Genomic DNA, 23,134 nt, shown 5'->3' with positions numbered 1-23,134 from the left:
TTCTTCCGCTAGAAGAATTGATAGAGTGATCCTACCAATCTGTCAACGCGAAACTCTAGGAGGAGAATATGTCAATGGAATTAGGTAGATCTGCCGTCAGCTTCATCGCTGTGGCGGCTATGATGGGGGGAGGGTTTTCCCCCGCGCTGTCGCAGGATGTCGTCAATCTAAGGCTCACCACACTTGCTGGTGGAAGCGCGGATGGGACAAACGCGGTTATTGATGCTTGGAACGCGGCTAACCCGGGTATCCAAGTAACCGTTGAGGCGCAAACCGACGAATTGAACTGGCAGGCCACCGCACCATCCACCATGTTCGCATCAGACGATGGCCCGGACATGTCTTGGTGGTGGTGCTCAAGTGCCTTCCAATACAAAAACATGATCGAAGCCGGAATGCTGGCCCCGTTGGATGAGCTTTGGGATGAAAACTATCCCGAAGGCACCGCGCGTTATTACACCGAAAACGACGGGCATAAGTATGCAATTCACGTCACACGCGTGTGGACACCCTATGTGTTCTACAACAAGGACATGTTTGCCAAACTTGGGCTGAGTGAACCCAAAACCTGGGATGAGCCTATACGCTATCGCAGATGCGGTGCGCGCCGACGGTGTTCAGCCCATGGTCACGTTATATGACTATGGCATGGTCAACCATTTACCCGATGGCATCCTGATGCGTGCATTGGGGCAGGACGAATATTACGCCCTGTTGAATAACTGGGCACCTGAATCCACAGACGAACAACGCAGTTACAAGTGGACAGACGCTAACGGTGTGCGGGTTTTTCAGGTGCTGGAAGAAATTGTCGACCGGGGATTGGCCTCGGACGGCTTCGCAGGGCTGACTGACGACACCATTGCACGGTCATTGTTCACATCTGGACGTGCCGCAATGTACCAAACTGGCTCCTGGGGTGGCAGTGGCCAGCTTGAGCAGGATAATTTTGAAGTTGGCTATTTCTACTATCCACCAATCAATGAAGAATCCTACGGCCAAGTCGGCAGCTGGTTGGCAAACTGCTTTGTGGCATTCGATCGTGGAAACCTTGAGGAAACCAAGCAGGTCTTGGCATTCATAGGCTCCCGTGAGGGTACTAAGATCTATTCCGAGGCCAATACTGCGCCTCCGGGCAGAAGCGATATCCCCACGGACGAACTTGCTGAGTTCTTGCCGGCACAAATAGTGCAGATGGTAAAAGACGCGGATAGCGCTGGTGCTCCACCATTGTTTGAATCGGCAGTTCCTCCCGACTTGCTGAACCTATTCAAACGCGTAGTGGGTGAAGTGTTGAATGATCTGGCGACGCCTGAAGAAGCTGCACAGCAGATGCAGGACGCTTGGGAAGAAGCCCGTCAGGGTTAGGTTCCTCTAGATGGTTGGTCGACCCACCGGGTCGGCCAACTTCCAACTGAATTCAACGGCGAGTTTTCAATTGTCCACCTCGAGTCAAATCGTCAGCGATGGCAAATTCTCCCAGTCTGCGACCTCAGGTGCCATGCAGAAGCGCGCAGCAGTGCGGGAGCGTGCGGTGTGGTACCTTTTCCTGGCACCGGCGATATTGCTTCTTGCCCTTTTCATGGCAGTTCCACTTTACAAGGCCCTTGAATTGTCCATGTATGAATGGAAAGGACTGCTGCCGCGCGCTTGGGTGGGGTTGGACAATTTTGTTGAACTGTTTCAGGACAAATATTTCTGGAACGCCCTAAGAAATACGATTTTCTTCGCCGTTGCAGCGACAGTTGGAACCGTCGGACTTGGTCTTTTTCTGGCACTCGCCATTTCAAGAAGAGTTCCGGGACATGGCCTTTATCGGTTCGCATTTTACCTGCCGGTCATGTTGCCGAATGTTGTCGCCGCCGCGCTTTGGACCAGAATTCTGGAACCGAATTTCGGCTTGTTGAACACATTTTTGGCGACGATTGGATTGGGGTTTCTCGCGCAACCCTGGCTCGCCAGCATCGACCTGTCGCTAGTGTCGATTATTGCTGTGGTTGTTTGGCATTATGCCGGCTTCCCCATGATCGTGCTGCTCGCGGCCATTGAAGGTATTTCAGAAGACCTGCATCACGCGGCAACATTGGATGGTGCAAGTGAGTGGAACCGTCTGCGTTATTTAATCGTCCCAATGATTTGGCCTGTGCTTGTATCAATCAGTGTTGTGCAGATTATTTTCTCGCTCAAGGTCTTCGACATCGTCTGGATCATGACAAAAGGTGGGCCTGCGGACAGTTCATCCGTGCTGGGTACATATTTGTACAAGCGTGCATTCGAGCAGCAAGAATTTGGCTACGCCTCCGCAGTCGCAGTGGCAATGTTCGCCGTAATTTTCACTGTCACCTATCTGTACTATCGGCTCACCAAGGTCAACGCGGTGGAGTATTGATCATGAAACATAGCCTAGCCAACATGCTCAGACCGTCCGGCATTCTCGGGGTGATTGCTCAAATATTGCTGCTCGTCTGGCTGTTTATGACGATGTACCCGATTGTTTATCTGTTTTTTACGTCACTAAAGACAGATTCTCGGATCCTGAATTCACCATTCTCAATCCCGCTTTCGCCGGTCATTGAAAATTATGCCGCCGTAATTTTAGGCGGGCGCACCAATCAGTCGGTCATGATTTACATGATGAACTCGTTCATTGTGACAGGCGGTGCATTGCTCGTTTTATTGGCCGCGTCATCCCTGGCCGGATACGCGCTGGCACGCGGGAAGTTTCCGGGCAATCAAGCAGCCCAGCAGCTATTTCTGCTCGCGCTGGCCGTGCCTGCGCACGTCTTGTTGATCCCAATCTACTTCTTTTTTGGAGACCTAGGTCTGCGCAATAGCCAGATCGGCATGATCCTGCTTTACGCAACACTTGGACTACCATTCACGACCATTTTGATGCGCGCTTACTTCGTCAGCTTTCCCAAAGAATTGGAAGAGGCCGCGCGTCTGGATGGTTGCTCAATGTTCGGAGTTTTTTGGCGGGTTGTGCTGCCCGTATCGCGCGGCGCTTTAGCCTCCATGGTCATCATCAATATCGGGTGGATTTGGAGCGAACTCTTCTTTGCGCTTGCGCTGCTCGACAAACTCGACGTGCGCACATTGCCCCTGGCCATCGCCGCTTATCGCCCCGACGCCATGGCCACAGAAACTGTTATTGGCGAACTGTTTGCCATCATGAGCCTCGCGGTTCTGCCCCTACTTATCTTCTACCTGGTGTTCCAGCGTCAGATTCGTAAGGGCATGACTGCAGGCGCCATCAAGTAAGAATGAGAAGAAAAATGTCACATTGGTACAACCAGAGTTTTAGAAAAGTTCACGTCCTTTACGTTTCGCCCCAGTGGGCAAAAAACCAAGGAGAGAACTTTGATGCTGTCGCACTTGCCGATGCCTATGAGCGTGCTGGCGTTGATTGCGTGCAGTTCTACTGCAAAGACCATCATGGGGTTGTCTATTACCCCTGTTCACTTGGCTTGCCTTATCCGCGGGACATTATCGGAGAGATTCAGTCGGAACTGTCGAAGCGCGGCATCCATTTCGTCGCCTATGTCAGCATATGCTTTGACAATTACGCTCTCGGACTACACCCCGAATGGCGGGCGGTGAATGACCATGGCGATCCGCACAAGGGCGGACCTTTCTGGTACGCATCCGTTTGTTCCCCGTACCGAAAATTTGTTCGCACTCAAATCGACGAACTTGCAAGCCGCTACCAGGCAGATGGCTTTTGGCTGGACATCATTCCGCTGGCCAGAGATTTGCCGCAGAAACTTTGGATGGTGGCACCACATCCCATGCCCGATTATTCGCACCATGCCCAATTGCGTTATCGCGAAGTAACTGGACGCGGTCTGCCCCACACGCCCACGCCGGAGCAAGAAGACGAAATTTTCGAATTTATGACCGGTGAGGTTGACGACTTCATAGCTGAAATGAAGTCGGTCATTAAAGGTCACCAGCCCGACGCGTTTGTTACCTATAACGCAGCGGGTGCACCAGGTGATCCTATCGACGGTGCCGACCTCATTTCCATTGAAGGACACGCACCTTTTTATACGCGTCAAAGCTTCATTGCGCGCTGGGCCAAGGGTCGTGAAAAGCCAATGGAAGCGCTTATCGCGGGCGGTGTGTCGCGCGCGCCGCGTGGCGGCGGCTGGAACGCTCTGGATCAAAAGCCCGTACCGGTTCTCAGATTGGAAGCGTCATTGCTTGTCGCGCAGGGCGGGTCGCCGGTTTTCGGACAAGCCCCGTTTGCTGATGGCGGTACAGACGCCACCCAGCTCGAGGGATTTGAGGCCGTGTTTAAGCCCATCGAGGCCGCCGAGCCCTGGCTGGTAGATGCAAAGGGTGTTGCCGAGGTTGGCGTCGTTCTCGCCGCCAAACCACGCTTAGCGTCGCGCGAGTGGCTGGATATGCAAAATGGTGCTGAGGCGTTCACTCAGGCACTGATTGATGAGCAAATTTTGTTCGACATCATTCGTCTTGATCAGGATATATCGGCTTACAAATGCGTTGTCGTGGCTGAACAAACTGCCCTGAGCGAAGAAGAAGTGCAAACGCTGCGTCATTATGCCGAAGCAGGCGGAACTTTGATTGTCACCGGTGCCAGTGGCACCCGCAATGAAGTCGGATCTTTGCGTGAAACACCAGCGCTCGACAAAATGTGCGGTTTCACCCGCTCTGGAAACTTCTCGTCAGCCTATTTCTATCTCAAACTGGATGGAGAGTTGGCCAAAGAGGTCTCACCGCAGCCACTTGCGGTCGACAGGGCCGGCGCAATCATCAGGCCCACGACTGGCAACGTTACGGCTCATGCCATGGAACCGGAATCCTTGCGTACTGATGCAACAACGGTGCTTTGGGGTGACGCAAGTCCAGACAATGACTTGAAATATCCGGCAATTGTTGAAAACGCCGTCGGCAGCGGGAAGAGCGTCTACCTTGCCTTCACGCCCGATTGCGAAGGCTTCAACAACATCTGGGTAAAACTGCTCACGCGCAAATTGGTGAGGATGAACCTTCACGCTTCAATGCTGACAACGGATGCACCGGTTGGTGTGGAGTTCACCCTTAATCGGCAAACTGGGCGCTTGGTCCTCCATCTGGTCAATCACCGTGCTGGCGACATTGAGCGCCTCAGCATCGGCGCACCTGCGCACAAGATTTGCAATGTCGCAGTGACACTTGATGCATCCGCAGCTGGTCTTGATGCCGTAAAGGCAGTGAATCTGGTGCCGGGCGTTGCTCTGCCGTTCGAACTGGCCAATGGCAAAGTATCCTTTGTGGTGCCTGAGATCGAAATTCACACCATCGTGGAGATCGCGTGAAATGAATGAGACGCGATGGGTGATTGCGCCATGAGAACGCTTGAGGTTCAAGACCTCAAGCGCTTGGCGCAGCGCCGTGTACCCAGAATGTTTTTTGACTATATCGACTCTGGTTCATGGACAGAAAGCACCTATCGCGCCAACGCTGGTGATCTGGATGCTATCCAGTTTCGCCAGCGTGTGGGCAAGCAGATCAGCAATCGTTCATTGGCCACCGAAATGGTGGGGCAGCCTGTGTCGATGCCATTGGCACTAGCGCCAACTGGTATCGCAGGCATGCAATGGCCGGATGGTGAGATCTGCGCTGCCCGAGCGGCAGAAAATGCGGGCGTACCCTTCACACTGTCGACAATGAGCATTTGTTCCATTGAGGATGTTGCGGCGGCGGTGAAGAAGCCGTTCTGGTTTCAACTCTATATGATGCGAGACAGAGGATTTGTCGCGAGTTTGCTTGAGCGCGCCAAGGAGGCCGGTTGTTCCGCTCTCATGGTAACAATGGACCTTCAGGTCGCAGGGCAAAGACACAAAGACCTCCGCAATGGGCTAACGACACCACCCACTTTGGGGTGGCGCACATTCATGCAGTTGGCATCGCGTCCGGGTTGGTGCTTACGCATGTTGGGCACGCGCAGGCACACGTTTGGCAACCTGTCTGGCTACGCGCCAGGTGCAGATAATTTGACTGAAATGACAGGTTGGGTCGCAAAGCAATTCGATCTGGATTTTAGCTGGAACGATATCGAATGGATTAGAAGCCGCTGGAACGGCAAGTTGATATTGAAGGGTATTATGGAACCCGAAGATGCGCGCCTCGCTTTCGCCAGTGGAGCGGATGCGATCGTTGTGTCCAATCACGGGGGCGGCAGCTAGACGCAGCGTCTTCAAGTATCTCCGCGCTTCCCCGAGTCCTTGATGCGGTGGGGACAGATATCGAAGTTCATTTCGACGGTGGAATTCGATCTGGCCAAGACGTTTATCGAGCCATAGCGTTGGGTGCCAAGAGCACTTACATCGGGCGTTCATACCTTTACGGGCTTGCCGCTGACGGACAACGAGGTGTCGAGCGGGCGCTTGAAATCATCGCCAAAGAACTCGACTTGACCATGGCGTTTTGCGGTGAGCGAAACATCAGCGACTCGGGCCTTCACAACGTCAATGTGCCAAACCAGAGGCAAAAGGAGAACGCAGGTGCAAAGAATGGGAATGGTTCTAGGCGTAAAAGCCAACAAAATTGACGAATATAAACGTCTTCATGCCGATGTTTGGCCTGAGATTTTAGCGTTGTTGAGCACGCATAATATCACCAATTATACCATCTTCCTTAAAGAGCCGGAAAACCTGCTATTTGGATATTGGGAGTATACAGGTGCTGATTTTGAAGTTGATTCAAAGGCGATTGCTGACGACCCCAAGAATGAGGAATGGTGGTCGGTTTGTATGCCGTGTCAGCAACCGCTCGAACACCGTAAATCGGGTGAGTGGTGGGCAATGATGGAGCCAGTTTTCCATACAGATTGATCGTTAAAGTGACCTGGTAATCCCCCCGTTTTTAACGGGGCTCTTTGGTAGAATTTACGCGGACATCAGACACGCGCCGTAGCGTTGGGCCAGAGGAGCGAGGGGGCGTGGGGAAAATTTCTCAAATTTGCTTGAACGATATTTACAACTTGATCTTGGGTCGACCGGCGCGCACGAATGATGCCATCAGGCGGTGTTGTGACCTCACAGGGCTGCTTCAGTTCACTTTGGCCTGCGGATCGCGCGCACCTTGGCGCTGGAGCCTCCGCCGCAGAAGAAGCGATCGCCGCCATCGGATTCGAGGCCCGAAACAGCGGTTCCCGCCGGCATATCCAATCGCTCCAGTACCTCCCCGCTCACAGGATCGATGTGGCGGATATCGCTTTCATTATCCTCCCAGGTTCCATGCCAGAGCTCACCGTCGACCCAGGTAACGCCGGTAACGAAGCGATCGGTTTCAATTGTGCGGCGTATCGTTCCCGTGTCGGGGTCCACTTGATGGATCTCGGCGGCCGCTATGCTGCCCGACCCAGAGCGAACCTTCCGCCCAGGCAAGGCCGGAATCATCCCTATCGCCGGGCGCCGGGATCGTGGCCAGCACCTTGCCCGTCTTGGGATCGATCTTGCGGATCACCGCCTCAGCGATCTGGAATAAATGCTCACCGTCGAACGCCGTGCCCGCTTCGGCAGCAACATTGAGCGGGGTCAGCATTTGCCCATTTTCCGGATCAAAAGCGTCCAGCCTGGTGCCTGTCGCCATCCAGACATGGCGGCCATCAAAGCTGACGCCATGGACGCAATCCACGCCAGGAAATGGCCCATATTCATGGAGGATTTCAGCGGCTGCGTGTTTCATGATGTCACCTTAGACCATGGCACTGTTGGCGGGGAGTAACAAACTCGTCGGGAAACCGGGCACGCTCGCGGCGATCCATCGGCGTGCCCGTCCATTTCCGAACCATTCCACCCTGCCGTTTTCCGCTAGAGTTTCGAGCGCCCGTTGCACGGTACGCGGGCTGACGTCGAGCGCCAGCGCCAGCGCGGAACTGGACCAGGCCTCGCCATCGGCGAGAAGCGCCAACACATCACCGTGCTCGTTCTCAACAGGCGGTGCCAGCACCACGACCGAACCGGCTTTATGGGGCTCAACAACGAATCCGCGCTCGGTGGCGCGTATCTCCGCCAAGGGTCTGACCGCCGCGCGCAAGCGCCCAATCTCGACCCGCAGCCGCGCGCGATGCGATTGATCTTCCTGCCGCGCGCCAAAGGCGCGAACGAGAAGCTCCTTTCGGGATGCGTCGTTCGGCCAGCTTTCACCAAGCAAACGCAGGAGCGCCATGAGGACCAAGCGACCGGCCAGAGAAACAATGTCTGTTTCGACGCGCACGGCGTTCCGGCATGAATCGATGATCAACGCGTCCGATGCCATCAGCGCCTCGACCTCCTCAAATCGGAGCAGTTGTTGGGTATGGCATGTGATCCGCCGCGCGGTGGGCGCTTCGAAGGCCTGCACGGCTCGATCGACCTCTGCCTTCAGTGCAGCATTGCCGACGTCCGCGGCGGCACTTTTTGCGCGGACGAACGCATCCCGGGCCGGTTTCGCGCGCATGCGGCGGATTGCAATGCCTGCGGCCACCAGTTGGTAACCCGCCCGCGATGTGATCGGCAATTCATCCGTATCAAGGTCGCCAAGGATCCGCTCCGCCTCATCCAGGCGACCAATCAACAATAGGCGCCTTGCCTGGAGATAGCGGGCATGCGCGGCATTGGCGCGGTCGCCAACGGTTTCCAGCGTTGACCGAGTGGCGTCGAGCCCATCCATAGGTCTGCCCAGGTCTCGTAAGACCAACGCAATTTCGGCGATGGCGAGGTTGCATCGCGCACGGGCGATCGGCTCGCGGGCACCGAACGCGCGCGCTGCGTTGCCTAGCAGCTCTCTTGCACGCGCCAGATCGCCGAGTTGCGCCATGGCGATACCACGCAAGGCCAGCGCTGGGGCATCGTCGCGCAGGGCGACGTGTTTGAGCGCGGCAAGCGGATCGCCCAGAGCAAGCGCCCGCGCCGCGGTGGTCATCAGAGCGTCCATTGAATTCCCGTCACATTTGTTACTCACGTGTTCGCGCCGTTTAGCCTACATCTTGGTCAGGTTCAGCGCCGACAGGTACTGACAAATCGAAATTGGACGATCAAAGATGTCGACGATCATACTAGCAGGAAAACGCTCTGTCCAAAGCCCGCACCGGCGCGATGCCGCAGGCTGGCTTGGCCTTGTGGCATCGCCAATTTTTGCGCTGATGGCCTGGCTTTCAGCGACTGACATGCAAGCCATGTCGTGTGCGTCGGCACTCGGCATACCGCCCGTCAACAGCATGGCCTTCATGTATCTGCTGATGTGCTTTTTCCACCTGTCACCCTGGCTGAAGCTCGCTGCCGCCCTGTCGCAGCAATTCATGAAACCCATACCGAAAATCCAAGAGGATTGATCATGCAACCCACTATTGTTTCACGCAAAGACTGGCTCGCGGCGCGCAAGGCGCTTCTGGCCAAGGAACTTGAAATGACCCATGCGCTCGACAATCTGCGGGCCGAGCGCCGGCAGCTGCCGTGGGTCAGGATCGAAAAAGGCTATGTATTCGAAGGTTCTGACGGCAAATGTAGCTTGCTCGACCTGTTCGGCGATCATAGCCAACTCGCCATCTATCACTTCATGCTCACGCCGGGCTCGGATCACATTTGTCCAGGCTGCTCCTATACCATGGATCACGTCGACGCGGCGCGCCAGCATTTCGAGCAAGCCGACCTCGCCTTCGCCGCGATATCGCGCGCCCCGATCAAGCGGATCGAGCAGGTCAAGGCCCGGATGGGCTGGAGCTTTCCCTGGCTCTCGTCAGGAGATGGTCCCTTCAATTATGATTTCGGCGTGTCTTTTACCGAGCCAGATCGCGCCGCCGGACGCGCGCGCTACAATTACGACAAGACCAAGATCCAGAATTCTGCGGACATGTTCGGCGTAAGCGTCTTCATCAGGGGCGGGGATGGCGATATTTTCCATACCTACTCGACCTATCATCGCGGCACCGAGCCTGCTGATGGGCGCCTTCAACTGGCTCGACCTGGCCCCCAGAGGCCGCAATGAGACTGATGGCACCATGAATTGGGTTCGTCTGCATGATGAATATCCGCAAGCAAACTAGCACCTTCGCGTCCTGAGGCGCCAGCGAAGCCACTGGAGGACATCCTGTCGACGCCCATCGACTTAGGCCGCTCGCAGGATTTTCGCCATGGCCTTGCCTCTGGCCAACTCATCGACCAGTTTGTCGAGATAGCGGATTTCCTGCATGGTCGGCTCCTTGATGTCTTCGACACGAATACCGCAAATCACACCCTTAATCAGCCGACGCGCGGGATTCATCTGCGGCGCGTCGGCGAAGAAGGTCTCAAAATCAGTCCCATCTGACAGTGCGCTTGCCAGTTGCTGCGGATTGTATCCGGTCAGCCAGCGAATGATCTCATCGACCTCACTTTTGGTCCGGCCCTTCTTCTCCGCCTTGGCGAGATAGAGCAGATAGATGCTCGCGAAGCTGGTGGTGTAAATCCTGTGCTTTGTCATCGCATTTTCCAATCGCGGGGTAGGGTCTGCGGCGATGCGGTTGATCGAGGGGTCACCTCCGCGAGGATCGTCGTTCCCTTAACCGAATGCGGTCAACCGCAAATGGGCCAGAATGCGCGCCGCTGGGCAATTGACTAACTCAATAATGAAAGTTTGACGAGACTCTAGGCAAACGGCAGGACATAACCCTATCAACAGGTTACATCGCGGCGACATGAAGCGTGTTAGGCCCACACGCCTCCCTTTATCTTGTGAGCACGATGTGCGTGGCGGCCTCGGTCGCGGCATGTTCGGTGACGGAAAAACCGAGGGCGGGCAAGTCAAGTCCTGCAAACATTGCCTCGCCCTGACCAAGCGCCACAGGCGATATCGCGAAATGTATTTCGTCGACCAACCCGGCCAGCAGATATTGGCGGACCGTAGAAACACCGCCGCCGATCTTTACATTCTTGTCCGCCGCCGCCGTTTTGGCTTGCTCAAGCGCAGCTTCGATCCCGTCGGTGATGAAATGAAAGACCGTACCGCCCTCCATCTCGATGGGCTCGCGCGCGTAGTGCGTGAGCACAAAGGTCGGTGCATGATAGGGCGGGTTGTCGCCCCACCAGCCCTTCCATGTCTCGTCCGGCCAGTCCCCCCGGATCGGACCGAACATGTTGCGTCCAAGAATGAAGGCGCCGAAGCCGGTCATCGACCGGGTGGAGAAATCGTTGTCGATACCTTCAGTTCCCCCTTCCTTGCCGAACATCCGATGGAAGTGCCGGCTGCCGGTATGCCAGGAGAACATCTCGCCCCCACGCTTGCCGAGCGGATTTTCCAGACTCTGATCGGGCCCCGCGCCAAAACCGTCTATCGAGAGGCAAAAACCTGAAACGATCACCTTGCCCATGACTGCGTCCTTTCCGTATGCACTTTGCAAGCAGTTGCGGTGTAGCAAAACCGAACCTATGTTGCAAGCAGTTTACGGAGACCCCGCATGGACAAGCCTATCCGGTCCGGTTGCCCGATCAATCTGACGCTCGAAACGCTCGGCGACCGCTGGAGCCTGATCATTATCCGCGACATCATGTTCGGAAACCGTCGGCACTATCGTGACCTGCTCAACCATTCGGAGGAAGGCATCGCTTCAAATATTCTGGCGGACCGGCTCAAAAAACTGACCAGTAAGGGGCTACTGTCGGCGCGCAGCGATCCTTCACACAAGCAGAAGACAATCTACAGCCTGACCGAGCCAGCGATCCAACTGGTACCGCTGCTGGTCCAGATGGGCGCATGGGGTCGGCGCTATACGCCAGTGACACGTGAACTCTCCATCCGCGCCCAGCTTCTAGAAGAGGGTGGCCCGGCTATGTGGGAAGCGTTCATGGCGGAGTTGCGCAGCCTGCATCTCGGCGCGGCGGCACCGGCACGCTCGGTGATCGAGGAACTGACATCGGCCTATCGGGCGGCGCTGGGCGGATAATGTTCGCAAGCGCCGAAATTGATGTTGGCAACGGTCAATTTTCACGCTGCGCATGCACGCACGGGCAATGGGCGCATACCATCAATGTCATGCCGTTGGGAACCCTCTGGGCCTGCCGGGGTTTCTGACAGATTTGCATTACATTGACATCAACTATCTTGTCGGCACCCGCGACTTAGGCGGCACTCAATGCTTGGGGCACCAAAACTGGAAGGGAATGAACCATGGTAGAACTGAAGCCCGCCAAGGAACTGGCGAAAACCAACTCGACGCGCTTTCCCAATGAAAGCGACGCCTATCGTGCGGCGCGCGACGCGCTGCTTGCCGAGGAGATTGAACTGCGCCGACATCTCTGGCGGGTTGCCGAGCAGCGCCGGGCGCTGCCACCGGGTGGCGAGGTGACGAAGGACTATCAATTTGAGGGGCCGAAGGGCGCAATTGGACTCGCAGGCCTGTTCGGAGATCATGACACGCTTGTGGTTTATTCCATGATGTATGGTCCGCAGCGCGCGCAAGGCTGCCCGATGTGCACCGCGCAGGCTCAGCGCCTGGGACGGCGAAGTTCCTCATATCGAGCAGCGGGTAGCGCTGGCCGTGGTTGCTCGCTCTCCTTACGAGCGGATCGCGAAATATGGAACAAGCCGTGGCTGGAAACATTTGAAACTCTATTCCGACACCAACGGTGATTTCACTGAAGATTATGTCGGCGAAAAAGATGCCGATATGCCGGCCTACACTGTCTTCCGGCGCGATGGCGACGTGATCCGGCATTTCTACAGCGCGGAGGGCAATATGGAGATGGCCGATCCTGGGCAGGATCCGCACAACGCCCCCGACATGAACCCGCTCTGGATCATCCTCGATACAACACCCGAAGGGCGCGGCACCGACTGGTATCCGAAGCTGAACGATGGTCAGGGGTGAATGATCCCGACGCGACGAGGACATCACCGAGGGTGATTTTGCAACCCTGCTTGAGTTGATTGACCCCAGTGGCAACACCATAATTCTGGCGGAAGCCAATGGTGACAAATGAACATCGTTTCTTTGGCCGACGCCTCAGCCCAGCAGCGGCCAAAGCGTGCCCGTGAACATTGCGGCGCCGTTCATCAGCCAATGCGCCGTGACAAGAGGCAGGAGGCGTTTCAGCCGAAGGAAGGCGAAGATCATGAACAGCGAGTTCGGGATCGACGCCAGAAACCGGTGCAGCATGTATTGGCCATCGAACGTCACAGGCATCACCGCGTGTTGTGCCGCCCACACTGTCGCAACCAGCACGACTGCCACGATTGAACCACCGAGCGCCCGCAGGCGCGGCACCAGATAGCCGTTATAGGTCATCTGTTCCGTGACACCCCACACCAGTGGCCAGATCAAAACCGCGTACAGGGCGGCCCCCATCGGCAGTCTGTCGCCAAGCTGCGGTATGCCGACTTCGCCGAAAACAAGGAGACTGCTAAGGGCTACTCCGCCGAATATGAAGCACAGGCAAACCGGAACAAGGCCGACACCGAGCTGTAGCTCCCGCACCAATTGGCCGCGCCGAAATCCGATCAGGTCAATCAGGCCGATTCCTTCGCGCCGCGTCAATCGCCAAAGCAAAAACAGGCAGCCGAGGTCGGTCAAGGTGCCGTAGACAGGCAACCACGTCCCGGCATCGCGCCAGGGCGCCGCTGATCCGTTGGCGATATAGATGAGGACGACCAGGCCCTGGGACAGAACAGCAAGTACCGGACGGGCGGCGAGCATGATTATCGAGTCCCTAAGCGCGGCGCCCTCCCATCGCTGAGCGGATTTTATATCGGCAATTTCGGTCATGGCGGATTACTCGGGATTCTTGCGGCGCTGGGTACCGGTGCGGTGGGTGATTGCCATCAACACAGACGGCGCCAGTAACCGCAGGCGGTGCCAGAGTCCTGATGCAACCACATAACCTGTACCCGGTGTCAGGGTGACGCTATGCGTGCCGTTGGCACAATCCAGATCGATCACGAGTCGGCCGGACCAGAGGTAAAGAAATTCGTCGCCCTCGGAATGCATCTCCCAGTGGTCGGGATGCACATCCTCGGGATGTTCGGCGTCGAAGATGGCGAGCGTCCTGCCCTCGGCCAGATGCGCACTTGCTGGCGCTGACGGCTGGATCGGGCGCATTTTTGCACCATTTTCCAATAGCACCTGCCACCGGGTCAGGTCGATTGCGGAGATCGTCTTGGTCATTTGCATTTCTCCTTTGTGCTGCGTGAGACCGGTAACGCGGACAAAATGGGGTCAGCACGGACAGCGCCATGTCGGACGCGACAATCAGTTTCGTGCGTGTCTCGCGGCCTCACTTGCGTTGAGACCGCAAATATGTGACGAATCTCTCAGTTTTTGTATTCGCTTTCGCGACACGCGACCCCAGGGCAGCGCAAATGGATGTAACCCAACGCAAAATTCCCCGTCAGAGCCGTGCGCGTGCCACGGTTCAGGCGATTATCGAGGCGACCGCTCAGATTTTGATTCTGCAACGGGTTCGAAGGCACGACCACAGCGATCGTGGCGGAGCGGGCAGGTGTCAGCGTCGGTTCTCTTTACCAATATTTTCCCAACAAGCAGGCGCTGGCGGCCGCCGTCGTCGATTACTATGGCGCGGCCTTTATTGAACGGTTTGCCGAGGCGATTGCCGCGATGCCGGGCGATAGCCTCGCAGAGGTGGTCGACAAACTGGTCGACATGGCGTTTGACGATCACCCTCAGGAACCGCAACTGCACAGGATATTGATCGGGATTGCGCCGCGTGTGGGACGGGCCGAGCATCGGCGCGCGCTCAGTGTGCAGGTTGCCGGGCTCATAGAAGATGTGCTGAGACAGCACCGCGCCGCCCTGGCGGCCGACCTCGATCCCAAAGACGCCGCCGGGATGCTGGAGGCGGTGCTTGAAACCGCGGCACACCGGGCGCTAGAGGACCATCCGGCAAGCATCGCACCGGGCAGGCTGGCGGCCCAGTGCAAAAGGCTGATCTGGTCCTATCTGACACAGGCCGAAACGCACTCACCGAGCGCATCAGTCTGGTGAATCACGACAAGTGGCAATTCGAAATGTTCGACCAGAACTAAGAGGCGTGGTCATTGCGTGTTGGAGATCGACAGCCTCTCCCGCACGATGAGTTCGGGCATGAATTGGGTCACGGAACTGGTTGGCTTGGATTTACTCAGGATTTGCTGAAAAAGCTGATCGATCGCGGATTGGGCCATTTCGGTCACGGGTGCGGCAACGACGGTGGGCGGCGGGTTCATGATATCGGCATAGTCGAAGTCGTCGATGCTGATGACCGAGACATCTGTTGGCACCGACAGCTTCAATTCGCGCAAGGCATTGAGTACGCCCAGGGTCATCATGTTGGACAGGGAAAAAATGGCCGTCGGGGGCTCGGGCGCGCGCATCAGTGCTAGCGTGCTATCATGCGCCACCGTCTGCAGGAAGCGACCGGCGATCTGGAGACGCGGCTGAACCGCGACGCCGCGCGCGGCATGTGCTTCGAAATAACCCCGAAGACGATCTTCGCCGGTAATGATGTTGTCGCGACCGCCCGTCACCGCAATGCGAGAATGACCAAGATCGAGTAGGTATTCGGTGGCCAGACGTCCGGCGCACACATTGTCGAGCCTTGACCACGTCATAGGGTAGGCCGTTGACAAAGGAGTCGAGGAGAATCGTCGGCACGTGGATTTGCTCAGCCAGCCGCTCGCCGTGCTCGATATCGGAGCGCGTCGGGATAATGATGAGGCCGGCAACGCGTTGGGCCCGCATCATTCTGAGTATCTGCCGTTCGCGATCGAAATCTTCATTGGTTGAATAGACGGCGGCCATGTAGCCGGTTTTCAGGCAGGCCGATTCCACAATCTTTGCCACATTGGAAAAGTGCGGATTGGTGATGTCGGGCAATATCAGGCCGATCAGGCGGGACTGACCGATGCGCAGGCTTTGGGCGGCGCCATGGGGCACATAGCCAATATCGCGCACAGCCTTTTCAACCCTGTCTATCACGTCCTGACTAACCGGGGCGGAACGGTTGATCGCCGCCGACGCGGTGGAGATGGCGACGCCTGCTCGTCGTGCGACGTCCTTGATGGTGGCCAATTCATTCTCTCCGTAAGGCATGCCCCCTTGTCACAAGAGCCGTTAAGTGCATTATACGAAACGTTTCGTGTAAGCAAATTCGGTGCGATAGGAAGAGGACAGATCAAACTGTCGGCGTATCAGGCACTTCACACGAAACGTTTCGACCGGGGAACGAGTGAACAATTGGGCGTCGGGAGCGGCGCATAGGGAGGATTTTATGAATAAGATTTCACGACGCAGTTTGCTGCTATCGTCAGCGGCTTTTGCCGCCGGTGTAAATTTGGGGGTAGCACCGGCTTTTGCGCAATCGGACGAACGGGCGACTTTGAAACTCCAGGCTTTTGGTGGCGACGCCGAGTTGGGCGCCATAACCAACGCCATAGCGCGATTCAACATCAAATATCCTAATGTCACTGTCGAGCTTTGAAATCGACGCCATCTCCGGTGGCTGGGGTGACTATGTGACCAAAGTGCTGGGCCAGTTCAATGCAGGCGCGGCAGCGGACGTCTATGGCACTGCCATCGAAACCTTCCAGGCCTTTTCATCGCGTAACTTGTGGATGCCGCTCGATGATTTCGTCGCGGCCAATAGCGGATTCTCCGACTTTGCGCCGAGCCTGTTTGAACAGGGTTCCTACAATGGGGCAATCAATTACGTCCCCATCAGCTGGAACAACATCATGATCAACTACAACCGCGATCTGTTCGACGCGGCCGGCGTTGCTTATCCCGTGGATGGCAAATGGACTTGGGACGAATTCCGCGATGTCGCCAAGAAGCTGACGATCAAGGACGCATCGGGCACCGTGACGCAGTTCGGCTATGAAGTGCCCAATCAGAACTTCTTCATACAGCCCTGGTTCTTCTCGAATGGCACCAGTATTCTTAGTGACGACTGGTCGGCATCAAATATGCTCGACCCCAAGGTCGCCGAGAGCCTGCAGTTCCTTTATGACCTGATCCATGTCGATGGCGTCTCGCCCATTCCAAGCAGCGGCGCCACGATGGACAGCCAGTTCATGGCCGGTCAGGTCGCGATGATCAGCCGCGGGCACTGGATCGTGCAAAGCGCCAAATCAAACGATCTCAACATGGACGTTGCCATTCCTCCATCAAAGGAGAGCGACACAACGGTCATCGGCTTTGGCGGCTATGCCATTAACAAGACCACCGCCAACCCCGACCTCGCCAAGGCACTCATCCTTGAGTTAACCAATGAAGAAACGCAGAAGGAAGAAGGCGAGAAGGGTGGCGGCGTACCTGGTCGCCTGTCGGCAGCCTCGACCGAGGCCTTCCTGAGCCTATCCTCCCTCAGCGGCACTTTATTACCAGACATTGCCGCACACAAAGGCGGTTCCCTCGCCGGCCAATTTCCAGGAAGTCGAGAAGATTTTCATTCGCTATTATACCGCGATGATGGCTGGCGAAGTGTCAATCGCCGATGGTGTCAAGCAGGCCGACGACGAGCCTGAACGAGTCGTTCGCGCGCCTCAAACAGCAGATGGGCGGCTGACCGAACCTCTCCCCCAACCCGTCCGGACCCCCAGCCTCGGCTGCGGCGCCCGGACGGGCCTCCACAATAACAACATTGCTTGCCGCGTCGGTTGAGGCGGGAGGCTGAGACAGCGTTTTGTGCGGACCCCGGATCATGACAGCCATCGACGTTTCAAGAAACCGCCGCTCGGAATTGAGCCGAGCGCAGGCCCGCACGGGATATCTCTTCGTGCTGCCAACTGCAGTGCTCTATCTGACCTTCGTGCTGGCGCCCGTGGTCGTCACATGCATTCTCGCCTTTGCCTATTTCGATCCCATGTTGGGCTCGCACTGGGTGGGATTCGACAATTTTGTGCGGTTTTTTTCAGATCGACGGTCGCTGCAGATCCTGTCGAACACGCTGCGCTTCACCTTCTTTGCGGTAACATTCAACGTTTCCATCGGGCTCGTCCTGGCGATTGCACTGAACCGAATGATGCCAGGCTGGCTGCTCTATTTCTTTCGATTGTCATTTTTCTTGCCGGTCATCATCGCGGCGGCATTCGTCTCGATCGTCTGGAGTTATCTCTATGGCGACGATCTGGGTGTCATAAACTATTATCTGCGGCTGATCGGCCTGCCAGGCGTGCGTTGGCTGACTGATGCCAATCAGGCGATGACCTCGATCATCATCATGGATGTCTGGAAAAATACCGGCTTCTTCATGATCATCTTTATCGCCGCCTTGCAGGGGGTGCCGAAGGCGATTATCGAAGCGGCGGTGATGGACGGGACGCCTGCATGGCGGCAATTCATGCGCATCACCCTGCCCTATATATCGCCGGTCGTGTTTTTCTGCATTGTCTATGCCTCGATCGGCGCGCTGCAGGTCTATGAATCGATTGTCATTCTGACCCAGGGCGGGCCTGGTGACACGACGCGGTCGCTGTCGATCCTGATCGTCGAGGAGGGTTTCGGCAGCTTCCAGATCGGTTACGCCGCCGCAATCTCGGTGGTCATGACCGCGATCATCCTGGTCATCACCGCAATCCAACAGCTCCTCTCCCGTCGGTGGGTTCAACAATGAACACAATGATGCAGACGCGCTCCGCCAAGCGCATAATAGACTGGGCCATCATCGCATGCATGATGTTGCTGGCCATCGGCATGTTGCTGCCATTTCTGTGGCTGTTCTCGATGTCATTTCGCTCGGTTTCGGATGCCTACAAGATGCCGCCGAGTTTCCTGCCGCCCAGTCTTGACCTTACCAATTACTGGGCGGTGCTGAATTCCAAGGTGCCCTTCATCAGGATTTATGCCAATTCGGTAATGATCGCCGTGGTTGTGACTATTGGCCAGTTGATCACGTGCTCGCTCGCCGCGTTCGCATTCTCCCGGCTCAAGTTTCGCGGGCGCGACGCGCTGTTCTTCATTTTGCTGGTCGGATTGATGTTTCCCGCGCAGGTCACCATCCTGCCGATCTATCTTGGCTATGCGCGCACCGGTCTGGTCAACCAGCCTATGGGGTTGGCGCTGATGTATTTGACCTCGAGTTTTGGCGTGTTCCTGATGCGACAGTTCATGGTCAGTCAGCCCAAGGCGCTGGAGGAAGCGGCGCTGATGGATGGCGCCGGTTATATCAAGATCTTCTGGCGAATTTCGCTCCCCCAGTTGCGGCCAGCATTGTCTGCGCTTGGCATCATCACCTTTACCCAGACCTGGAACTACTATTTCCAGGCCAAGGTATTGCTCGGCAAGCAGGACCAGATGACCCTGCCGCTGGCGATGGACGTGCTGCGCGGCTATCTGGGCGCGGGCAATCTTTCGGTGGTGATGGCCGCCATGAGCCTGTCGATCCTGCCGGTTGTTCTGCTTTTCCTCATCGCCCAGAAATTCGTGATCGAAGGCATCACAATGAGTGGCATCAAAAATTGAACTTTAAGGATATTTGACTCATGTGGGATGATCTACGCGCCGTTGATGACACGTTTCACTATTCGGGCGAACGCACCCAATATCTGGCCTTTCCTCTCGGCGGTATTGGTTCAGGGGGATTTTCGATCTCGGGCAGCGGCAGGCTGATCGACTGGTCCATCCGCAACCGGCCGGCTTTGCAGGGTTATAATGGCTATTCGCACTTCGCCATTAAGGCCGAAAAGAACGGTGAACTTGTCGACGCCCGGGTGCTCAATGGTCCCTATGATCTCAACCCGACGGGCGCGCCAGGCATGCGCAAGATGTTCGATGGTTTTGGCCATGGCGCAAACCGACAGACGCTGGCAGGGGTACCCCATTTCGACAAGGTCGATTTTTACGGCCGCTTTCCCACCGCCGACCTGGTATTTTCAGATAACCAGTTTCCAGGCGGGGTACGAATGACGGCATTGTCGCCGTTTATTCCGCACAATGACCGGGATTCGTCCATGCCAGTTGGCATGTTCCAGTTCGAGGTGGTCAACGACACCGCCGACGAGCCTTACCTATACGCTGGCGGGAACGTTGGGCAATGACGGCTCCAATAGCGGGCGCCATAGGTTCCGGCAGGAGGGCAGCATCAGTTCACTGCATCTCACCTCGACCGATAATGATCTGCCCGAAACGCAGCGTGGCGACCTTACCATTGCCACCGACGCGGATGACGTCGACCATATCGACCATCATTTCCGCGGCCAGTGGTTCGACGATCTGGCGGTGTTCTGGAAAGAATTCGCGCGCGCTGGCAGGTTGCCACAACGGCACTATGACCAGCCACGCGCCAGCAAGCATATGAGTAAGCAACCCGAACACGCCACGCTTGGCGCGCGCATCACCGTGCCGGCTGGTGGGCGAAAGACGGTGCGCTTTGTCATCTCCTGGAGCTTTCCCAAGGGTGATATTTACTGGGCGTTCCGGCCCAAGCCCGATGGCGAAATCCCCGATCAGGCGACGCCGAGCCTGGACCAATTATTATTCCACGCAATGGTCGGACTCGCTGGTCTGTGCCACCGATGCGTTAACCCGCTGGGACACGCTGACTGGGGCCACCCTTGCGTTCCGCGACAGCTTTTTTGGCACCACCCTGCCTGCCGAAATCAAGTATGCGGCCAGCGCAACGCTCGCCCTGCTTAGGACCGCAACGGTTATCCGGCTCGAACAGGGTCAATTATGGGCTTGGGAGGGACAGCATACACATGACGGGTCATGCGAGGGGTCGTGTACCCATGTCTGGAACTACCAGCAGGCCCTGCCGCATCTTTTCCCCGCGATAGAGCGGACTTTGCGCGAGACCGAGACTCACCTATAATATGCTGCCCAGTGGCGGGCTGACGTTCCGACAGAAATTACCGCTTGGCTCCGGATTCGACGTCATCGGTCCCTGCGCCGACGGACATTTCGGTGCCATCATCAAGACCTATCGCGACTGGAAACTCTCGGGGGACAACGCCTGGCTCGGCCGCTACTGGCCACAACTCAAGCGCGCCATCGAATATGCCTGGAGCCCGGAGAACCAGGATCGCTGGGACCCCGATCAGACCGGCATTCTCTCCGGCCGCCAGCATCAGACGCTCGACATGGAGCTTTTCGAGCCCAATTCATGGCTCAATTCGATGTATGTGGCTGCCTTGCTGGCCACCGCGGAGATGGCCAGGGCAATGGGTGACGATGCGCTGGCCGAGCAGACCGACCGCATGGGCAAGGCCGGTGCCGACTTTATCAATAGTGAACTGTTCAATGGACGCTGGTTCATCCAGAAGATCGACCTGTCCGACAGATCTGTGCTGACCCCATTCGATGTGGGCCGCAACGCCGGGGTTCTGGCCGACGGCATCATGGAGACCTATTGGTCGGATGAATTTTCCGGGCTCAAATATCAGATGGGCGAGGGCTGCATATCAGACCAGATTCTGGGACAATGGCATGCCGAAGTTGCCGGACTTGGCGGGTTTCTTGATGCCAGCAAGGTAAAGACCGCACTCAAATCTGTTCATGGCAACAATTTCCGAACGACACTGACCAGTCATTTCAACCCCTGCCGCAATTATGCCTATGAAGGCGAAGGTGGTCTATTGATCGCCACCTATCCAGCAGGCATCCGTCAGCCGATGGTGGCCGCCCCCTATGCAGAAGAGGTCTGGACGGGTGTCGAATATATGTCGGCTTCGCACATGATCATGCACGGTCTTGTCGATGAGGGACTGGATATCGTCCGTGCCGCGCGCGACCGTTATGATGGCGCCCGCCGCAACCCTTGGAACAATATCGAATGCGGCTCCTACTATGCCCGCTCAATGTCCGCTTGGCAGTTGGTGAATGCGTATTCGGGACTTTCGGCAGACTTCGTGGCGGGCCGCTTGAGCTTTGCACCCAAGGCGGACGGCGACTACAGCCTGTTCTGGTCAGCAGGCACGGGATTTGGCACATTGACCAGGGTTGGCGACGCCATCAATTTGTCGGTCGATGGCGGCGCTCTTGCTGCCAATGAGATCATCGTCGACGGCCGAAGCCATGCCGATGTCATTGCTCTCAAGGCCGGTGACAGCATCGCGCTCGAGGTGTCCTGATGGCCGAAATCGAACTCAAGTCGGTCACCAAGAGCCTTCCAGGGCCTGGAGGTGATCCATGGCATCAATCTCGCCATTCATGAGGGCTCGTTCACCGTCTTTGTCGGTCCCTCCGGCTGTGGAAAATCTACGCTGTTGCGCATGATGGCGGGGCTTGAAGAGGTAAGCGGAGGCGAGGTACACATTGACGGCCAGCGCTGCGACCATTTATTGCCTTCGGCGCGCGGTATGGCCATGGTTTTTCAATCCTATGCGCTCTACCCGCATATGAGCGTGGCCGAAAATTTGCGGTTTGGTCTGGAGAACCAGCGATTGCCCAAGGATGAGATCGCGGCACGGGTGGCCAAGGCCGCCAATATTCTCCAGATCGAACATTTGTTGGCACGACGAACAAACCAACTTTCCGGTGGGCAGAGCCAGCGCGTCGCCATCGGTCGGGCAATCGTCAAGGAGCCCAGGGCTTTCCTGTTCGACGAGCCGCTGAGCAATCTCGATGCGGAACTCCGGGTCACGATGCGCGGCGAACTCATCAGTCTGCACAAGCGGCTCGGATCGACGATGATCTATGTGACACACGATCAAGTGGAGGCCATGACCATGGCCGATACGATTGTGGTGCTCAGCGAGGGACAAGTCGAGCAGGTCGGGTCGCCCGTCGAACTCTATGCCACGCCGCGGAATGCCTTCGTCGCCAAATTTCTTGGCGCGCCGCCGATGAACATGCTGAACGGCACAGTCCAGCGGGTTGATAACAGGCTCGCCGTGACGCTTGCCGACGGGACCAAGATTCCACTGCCGGGGCGTCAGATCGCGCTGGCGGATGGCAGTCCGGTTACGCTGGGGATCCGGCCTGAGCATAGCCATGCCGGCGATGGACCGTTGGAGGCTCAGGTCGAGACTACCGAGGTGCTGGGGTCGCAGACCATCATCCACGCGGCGCTAAAATCTGGAGAACCCTTCACCGCAGCCCTGACCGGCATTCGCGGTACGCAATCGGGTGATACGCTGAGTATAGGCTTCCATGAGGATTTTGTGCATCTGTTCGACGCGACCGGCCTGGCAATCGGCGCCTCGGAAAACTGGCGCGAAGCCTATCTGAAATAGGGAGGAA

General features: G+C 56.8%; 25 protein-coding genes and 6 pseudogenes. 23 read left to right on the top strand and 8 right to left on the bottom strand.

What is annotated here, in order from left to right:
* Positions 1 to 68: 68 nt before the first annotated feature.
* From PSQ19_RS14835 to PSQ19_RS14805, 7 genes and pseudogenes are all read left to right on the top strand, one after another.
* Positions 69 to 641: an ABC transporter substrate-binding protein gene (locus tag PSQ19_RS14835; RefSeq protein ID WP_282218364.1), complete on the top strand. Its 573-nt coding sequence runs from the start codon at positions 69 to 71 to the stop codon at positions 639 to 641.
* On the top strand, positions 625 to 1,368 hold the full coding sequence (locus PSQ19_RS14830) for an extracellular solute-binding protein (protein WP_282218363.1): 744 nt from the start codon (positions 625 to 627) through the stop codon (positions 1,366 to 1,368). The genes PSQ19_RS14835 and PSQ19_RS14830 overlap by 17 nt, the downstream gene beginning before the upstream one ends.
* A gap of 292 nt (positions 1,369 to 1,660) precedes the next feature.
* Positions 1,661 to 2,389 (top strand): carbohydrate ABC transporter permease, encoded by a 729-nt coding sequence (locus tag PSQ19_RS14825; protein WP_282218362.1) that lies wholly within the window; start codon positions 1,661 to 1,663, stop codon positions 2,387 to 2,389.
* 2 nt (positions 2,390 to 2,391) lie between these two features.
* Positions 2,392 to 3,261: a carbohydrate ABC transporter permease gene (locus tag PSQ19_RS14820; protein ID WP_282218361.1), complete on the top strand. Its 870-nt coding sequence runs from the start codon at positions 2,392 to 2,394 to the stop codon at positions 3,259 to 3,261.
* 14 nt (positions 3,262 to 3,275) lie between these two features.
* Positions 3,276 to 5,321, top strand: a complete 2,046-nt coding sequence (locus PSQ19_RS14815; RefSeq protein WP_282218360.1) for an alpha-amylase family protein — start codon at positions 3,276 to 3,278, stop codon at positions 5,319 to 5,321.
* A 15-nt stretch (positions 5,322 to 5,336) separates the two neighbouring features.
* Positions 5,337 to 6,556: pseudogene (locus PSQ19_RS14810) on the top strand (alpha-hydroxy acid oxidase).
* On the top strand, positions 6,477 to 6,839 hold the full coding sequence (locus PSQ19_RS14805) for an L-rhamnose mutarotase (RefSeq protein WP_282218359.1): 363 nt from the start codon (positions 6,477 to 6,479) through the stop codon (positions 6,837 to 6,839). Before PSQ19_RS14810 ends, PSQ19_RS14805 begins: the two are co-directional and overlap by 80 nt.
* A gap of 222 nt (positions 6,840 to 7,061) precedes the next feature.
* Here PSQ19_RS14805 and PSQ19_RS14800 read toward each other — a convergent pair.
* A pseudogene (locus PSQ19_RS14800) lies at positions 7,062 to 7,695 on the bottom strand (Vgb family protein).
* Positions 7,696 to 7,704: 9 nt separating this feature from the next.
* On the bottom strand, positions 7,705 to 8,925 hold the full coding sequence (locus PSQ19_RS14795) for an HTH domain-containing protein (protein ID WP_282218358.1): 1,221 nt from the start codon (positions 8,923 to 8,925) through the stop codon (positions 7,705 to 7,707).
* A 106-nt stretch (positions 8,926 to 9,031) separates the two neighbouring features.
* Here PSQ19_RS14795 and PSQ19_RS14790 point away from each other — a divergent pair, with 106 nt between their 5' ends.
* The 3 genes from PSQ19_RS14790 to PSQ19_RS14780 are packed head-to-tail and all read left to right on the top strand — an operon-like array spanning position 9,032 to position 10,033.
* Positions 9,032 to 9,322, top strand: a complete 291-nt coding sequence (locus tag PSQ19_RS14790) for a hypothetical protein (protein ID WP_282218357.1) — start codon at positions 9,032 to 9,034, stop codon at positions 9,320 to 9,322.
* Between the two features lie 2 nt (positions 9,323 to 9,324).
* A complete protein-coding gene (locus PSQ19_RS14785) occupies positions 9,325 to 9,975 on the top strand; it encodes a DUF899 domain-containing protein (protein ID WP_282218356.1) in 651 nt (216 codons plus the stop codon).
* A complete protein-coding gene (locus PSQ19_RS14780; protein ID WP_282218355.1) occupies positions 9,929 to 10,033 on the top strand; it encodes a DUF899 family protein in 105 nt (34 codons plus the stop codon). Before PSQ19_RS14785 ends, PSQ19_RS14780 begins: the two co-directional genes overlap by 47 nt.
* 62 nt (positions 10,034 to 10,095) lie before the next feature.
* Here PSQ19_RS14780 and PSQ19_RS14775 read toward each other — a convergent pair whose 3' ends face one another.
* Positions 10,096 to 10,449: a DUF2200 domain-containing protein gene (locus tag PSQ19_RS14775; protein ID WP_282218354.1), complete on the bottom strand. Its 354-nt coding sequence runs from the start codon at positions 10,447 to 10,449 to the stop codon at positions 10,096 to 10,098.
* Positions 10,450 to 10,693: 244 nt separating this feature from the next.
* A complete protein-coding gene (locus PSQ19_RS14770; protein WP_282218353.1) occupies positions 10,694 to 11,335 on the bottom strand; it encodes a dihydrofolate reductase family protein in 642 nt (213 codons plus the stop codon).
* A gap of 87 nt (positions 11,336 to 11,422) precedes the next feature.
* Here PSQ19_RS14770 and PSQ19_RS14765 point away from each other — a divergent pair, with 87 nt between their 5' ends.
* Positions 11,423 to 11,908: a winged helix-turn-helix transcriptional regulator gene (locus PSQ19_RS14765; RefSeq protein ID WP_282218352.1), complete on the top strand. Its 486-nt coding sequence runs from the start codon at positions 11,423 to 11,425 to the stop codon at positions 11,906 to 11,908.
* 224 nt (positions 11,909 to 12,132) lie between these two features.
* Positions 12,133 to 12,832, top strand: a pseudogene (locus PSQ19_RS14760) (DUF899 family protein).
* Between the two features lie 135 nt (positions 12,833 to 12,967).
* Here the strand turns inward: PSQ19_RS14760 and PSQ19_RS14755 are convergent.
* Positions 12,968 to 13,657 carry a CPBP family glutamic-type intramembrane protease gene (locus PSQ19_RS14755; protein WP_282218351.1) on the bottom strand — a complete coding sequence of 230 codons (690 nt, stop codon included), beginning with the start codon at positions 13,655 to 13,657 and terminating at the stop codon, positions 12,968 to 12,970.
* Positions 13,658 to 13,732: 75 nt separating this feature from the next.
* Complete coding sequence (locus tag PSQ19_RS14750) at positions 13,733 to 14,125, bottom strand: cupin domain-containing protein (protein ID WP_282218350.1); 393 nt, start codon at positions 14,123 to 14,125, stop codon at positions 13,733 to 13,735.
* A 300-nt stretch (positions 14,126 to 14,425) separates the two neighbouring features.
* Between PSQ19_RS14750 and PSQ19_RS19935 the strand changes: the two are divergent.
* Positions 14,426 to 14,509 (top strand): annotated as a pseudogene (locus tag PSQ19_RS19935) (TetR/AcrR family transcriptional regulator); the annotation flags it as partial.
* A gap of 66 nt (positions 14,510 to 14,575) precedes the next feature.
* Positions 14,576 to 14,962 carry a hypothetical protein gene (locus PSQ19_RS14745; RefSeq protein ID WP_407649164.1) on the top strand — a complete coding sequence of 129 codons (387 nt, stop codon included), beginning with the start codon at positions 14,576 to 14,578 and terminating at the stop codon, positions 14,960 to 14,962.
* A 50-nt stretch (positions 14,963 to 15,012) separates the two neighbouring features.
* Here PSQ19_RS14745 and PSQ19_RS14740 read toward each other — a convergent pair whose 3' ends face one another.
* Complete coding sequence (locus PSQ19_RS14740; RefSeq protein WP_282218348.1) at positions 15,013 to 15,567, bottom strand: substrate-binding domain-containing protein; 555 nt, start codon at positions 15,565 to 15,567, stop codon at positions 15,013 to 15,015.
* Positions 15,568 to 15,643: 76 nt separating this feature from the next.
* Positions 15,644 to 16,048: pseudogene (locus PSQ19_RS14735) on the bottom strand (LacI family DNA-binding transcriptional regulator); the annotation flags it as partial.
* Positions 16,049 to 16,226: 178 nt separating this feature from the next.
* On the opposite strand from PSQ19_RS14735, the gene PSQ19_RS14730 reads away from it, so the two are divergent.
* From PSQ19_RS14730 to PSQ19_RS14690, 9 genes and pseudogenes are all read left to right on the top strand, one after another.
* Positions 16,227 to 16,436, top strand: coding sequence for a hypothetical protein (locus PSQ19_RS14730; protein WP_282218347.1), 210 nt, complete (start codon positions 16,227 to 16,229; stop codon positions 16,434 to 16,436).
* Positions 16,417 to 17,481, top strand: coding sequence for an ABC transporter substrate-binding protein (locus PSQ19_RS14725; protein ID WP_282218346.1), 1,065 nt, complete (start codon positions 16,417 to 16,419; stop codon positions 17,479 to 17,481). The genes PSQ19_RS14730 and PSQ19_RS14725 overlap by 20 nt, the downstream gene beginning before the upstream one ends.
* 176 nt (positions 17,482 to 17,657) lie before the next feature.
* Entirely contained in the window at positions 17,658 to 18,569 is a 912-nt protein-coding gene (locus tag PSQ19_RS14720) for a carbohydrate ABC transporter permease (protein WP_282218345.1), read from the top strand.
* Positions 18,566 to 19,417 carry a carbohydrate ABC transporter permease gene (locus PSQ19_RS14715; protein WP_282218344.1) on the top strand — a complete coding sequence of 284 codons (852 nt, stop codon included), beginning with the start codon at positions 18,566 to 18,568 and terminating at the stop codon, positions 19,415 to 19,417. Before PSQ19_RS14720 ends, PSQ19_RS14715 begins: the two co-directional genes overlap by 4 nt.
* A 20-nt stretch (positions 19,418 to 19,437) precedes the next feature.
* Complete coding sequence (locus PSQ19_RS14710; protein WP_282218343.1) at positions 19,438 to 19,992, top strand: GH116 family glycosyl-hydrolase; 555 nt, start codon at positions 19,438 to 19,440, stop codon at positions 19,990 to 19,992.
* Positions 19,889 to 20,305, top strand: a pseudogene (locus PSQ19_RS14705) (hypothetical protein); the annotation flags it as partial. The gene PSQ19_RS14710 and the pseudogene PSQ19_RS14705, both read left to right, overlap by 104 nt.
* 79 nt (positions 20,306 to 20,384) lie before the next feature.
* Positions 20,385 to 20,765: a hypothetical protein gene (locus PSQ19_RS14700; RefSeq protein ID WP_282220780.1), complete on the top strand. Its 381-nt coding sequence runs from the start codon at positions 20,385 to 20,387 to the stop codon at positions 20,763 to 20,765.
* A gap of 1 nt (position 20,766) precedes the next feature.
* The gene (locus tag PSQ19_RS14695; protein WP_282218342.1) at positions 20,767 to 22,023 is read left to right on the top strand and encodes a GH116 family glycosyl hydrolase; all 1,257 of its coding nucleotides are present in this window, start codon (positions 20,767 to 20,769) and stop codon (positions 22,021 to 22,023) included.
* Positions 22,024 to 22,074: 51 nt separating this feature from the next.
* Positions 22,075 to 23,127 carry an ABC transporter ATP-binding protein gene (locus PSQ19_RS14690; RefSeq protein ID WP_282218341.1) on the top strand — a complete coding sequence of 351 codons (1,053 nt, stop codon included), beginning with the start codon at positions 22,075 to 22,077 and terminating at the stop codon, positions 23,125 to 23,127.
* The last annotated feature ends 7 nt before the right edge of the window (positions 23,128 to 23,134 follow it).

This window comes from Devosia algicola, from assembly GCF_028816455.1.
Classification (GTDB): domain Bacteria; phylum Pseudomonadota; class Alphaproteobacteria; order Rhizobiales; family Devosiaceae; genus Devosia; species Devosia algicola.
This window is presented reverse-complemented; position numbering and strand designations above follow the sequence as displayed.

Bases quoted from the DNA above. Each gene is read 5' to 3' on its own strand.
- PSQ19_RS14835 (WP_282218364.1), top strand. From the start codon at position 69: ATGTCAATGGAATTAGGTAGATCTGCCGTCAGCTTCATCGCTGTGGCG.
- PSQ19_RS14830 (WP_282218363.1), top strand. From the start codon at position 625: ATGGTCACGTTATATGACTATGGCATGGTCAACCATTTACCCGATGGC.
- PSQ19_RS14820 (WP_282218361.1), top strand. From the start codon at position 2,392: ATGAAACATAGCCTAGCCAACATGCTCAGACCGTCCGGCATTCTCGGG.
- PSQ19_RS14815 (WP_282218360.1), top strand. From the start codon at position 3,276: ATGTCACATTGGTACAACCAGAGTTTTAGAAAAGTTCACGTCCTTTAC.
- PSQ19_RS14805 (WP_282218359.1), top strand. From the start codon at position 6,477: ATGTGCCAAACCAGAGGCAAAAGGAGAACGCAGGTGCAAAGAATGGGA.
- PSQ19_RS14795 (WP_282218358.1), bottom strand. From the start codon at position 8,925: ATGGACGCTCTGATGACCACCGCGGCGCGGGCGCTTGCTCTGGGCGAT.
- PSQ19_RS14790 (WP_282218357.1), top strand. From the start codon at position 9,032: ATGTCGACGATCATACTAGCAGGAAAACGCTCTGTCCAAAGCCCGCAC.
- PSQ19_RS14785 (WP_282218356.1), top strand. From the start codon at position 9,325: ATGCAACCCACTATTGTTTCACGCAAAGACTGGCTCGCGGCGCGCAAG.
- PSQ19_RS14780 (WP_282218355.1), top strand. From the start codon at position 9,929: ATGGGCGCCTTCAACTGGCTCGACCTGGCCCCCAGAGGCCGCAATGAG.
- PSQ19_RS14775 (WP_282218354.1), bottom strand. From the start codon at position 10,449: ATGACAAAGCACAGGATTTACACCACCAGCTTCGCGAGCATCTATCTG.
- PSQ19_RS14770 (WP_282218353.1), bottom strand. From the start codon at position 11,335: ATGGGCAAGGTGATCGTTTCAGGTTTTTGCCTCTCGATAGACGGTTTT.
- PSQ19_RS14765 (WP_282218352.1), top strand. From the start codon at position 11,423: ATGGACAAGCCTATCCGGTCCGGTTGCCCGATCAATCTGACGCTCGAA.
- PSQ19_RS14755 (WP_282218351.1), bottom strand. From the start codon at position 13,657: ATGCTCGCCGCCCGTCCGGTACTTGCTGTTCTGTCCCAGGGCCTGGTC.
- PSQ19_RS14750 (WP_282218350.1), bottom strand. From the start codon at position 14,125: ATGACCAAGACGATCTCCGCAATCGACCTGACCCGGTGGCAGGTGCTA.
- PSQ19_RS14745 (WP_407649164.1), top strand. From the start codon at position 14,576: ATGCCGGGCGATAGCCTCGCAGAGGTGGTCGACAAACTGGTCGACATG.
- PSQ19_RS14740 (WP_282218348.1), bottom strand. From the start codon at position 15,567: ATGACGTGGTCAAGGCTCGACAATGTGTGCGCCGGACGTCTGGCCACC.
- PSQ19_RS14730 (WP_282218347.1), top strand. From the start codon at position 16,227: ATGAATAAGATTTCACGACGCAGTTTGCTGCTATCGTCAGCGGCTTTT.
- PSQ19_RS14725 (WP_282218346.1), top strand. From the start codon at position 16,417: ATGTCACTGTCGAGCTTTGAAATCGACGCCATCTCCGGTGGCTGGGGT.
- PSQ19_RS14720 (WP_282218345.1), top strand. From the start codon at position 17,658: ATGACAGCCATCGACGTTTCAAGAAACCGCCGCTCGGAATTGAGCCGA.
- PSQ19_RS14715 (WP_282218344.1), top strand. From the start codon at position 18,566: ATGAACACAATGATGCAGACGCGCTCCGCCAAGCGCATAATAGACTGG.
- PSQ19_RS14710 (WP_282218343.1), top strand. From the start codon at position 19,438: ATGTGGGATGATCTACGCGCCGTTGATGACACGTTTCACTATTCGGGC.
- PSQ19_RS14700 (WP_282220780.1), top strand. From the start codon at position 20,385: ATGGCGAAATCCCCGATCAGGCGACGCCGAGCCTGGACCAATTATTAT.
- PSQ19_RS14695 (WP_282218342.1), top strand. From the start codon at position 20,767: ATGCTGCCCAGTGGCGGGCTGACGTTCCGACAGAAATTACCGCTTGGC.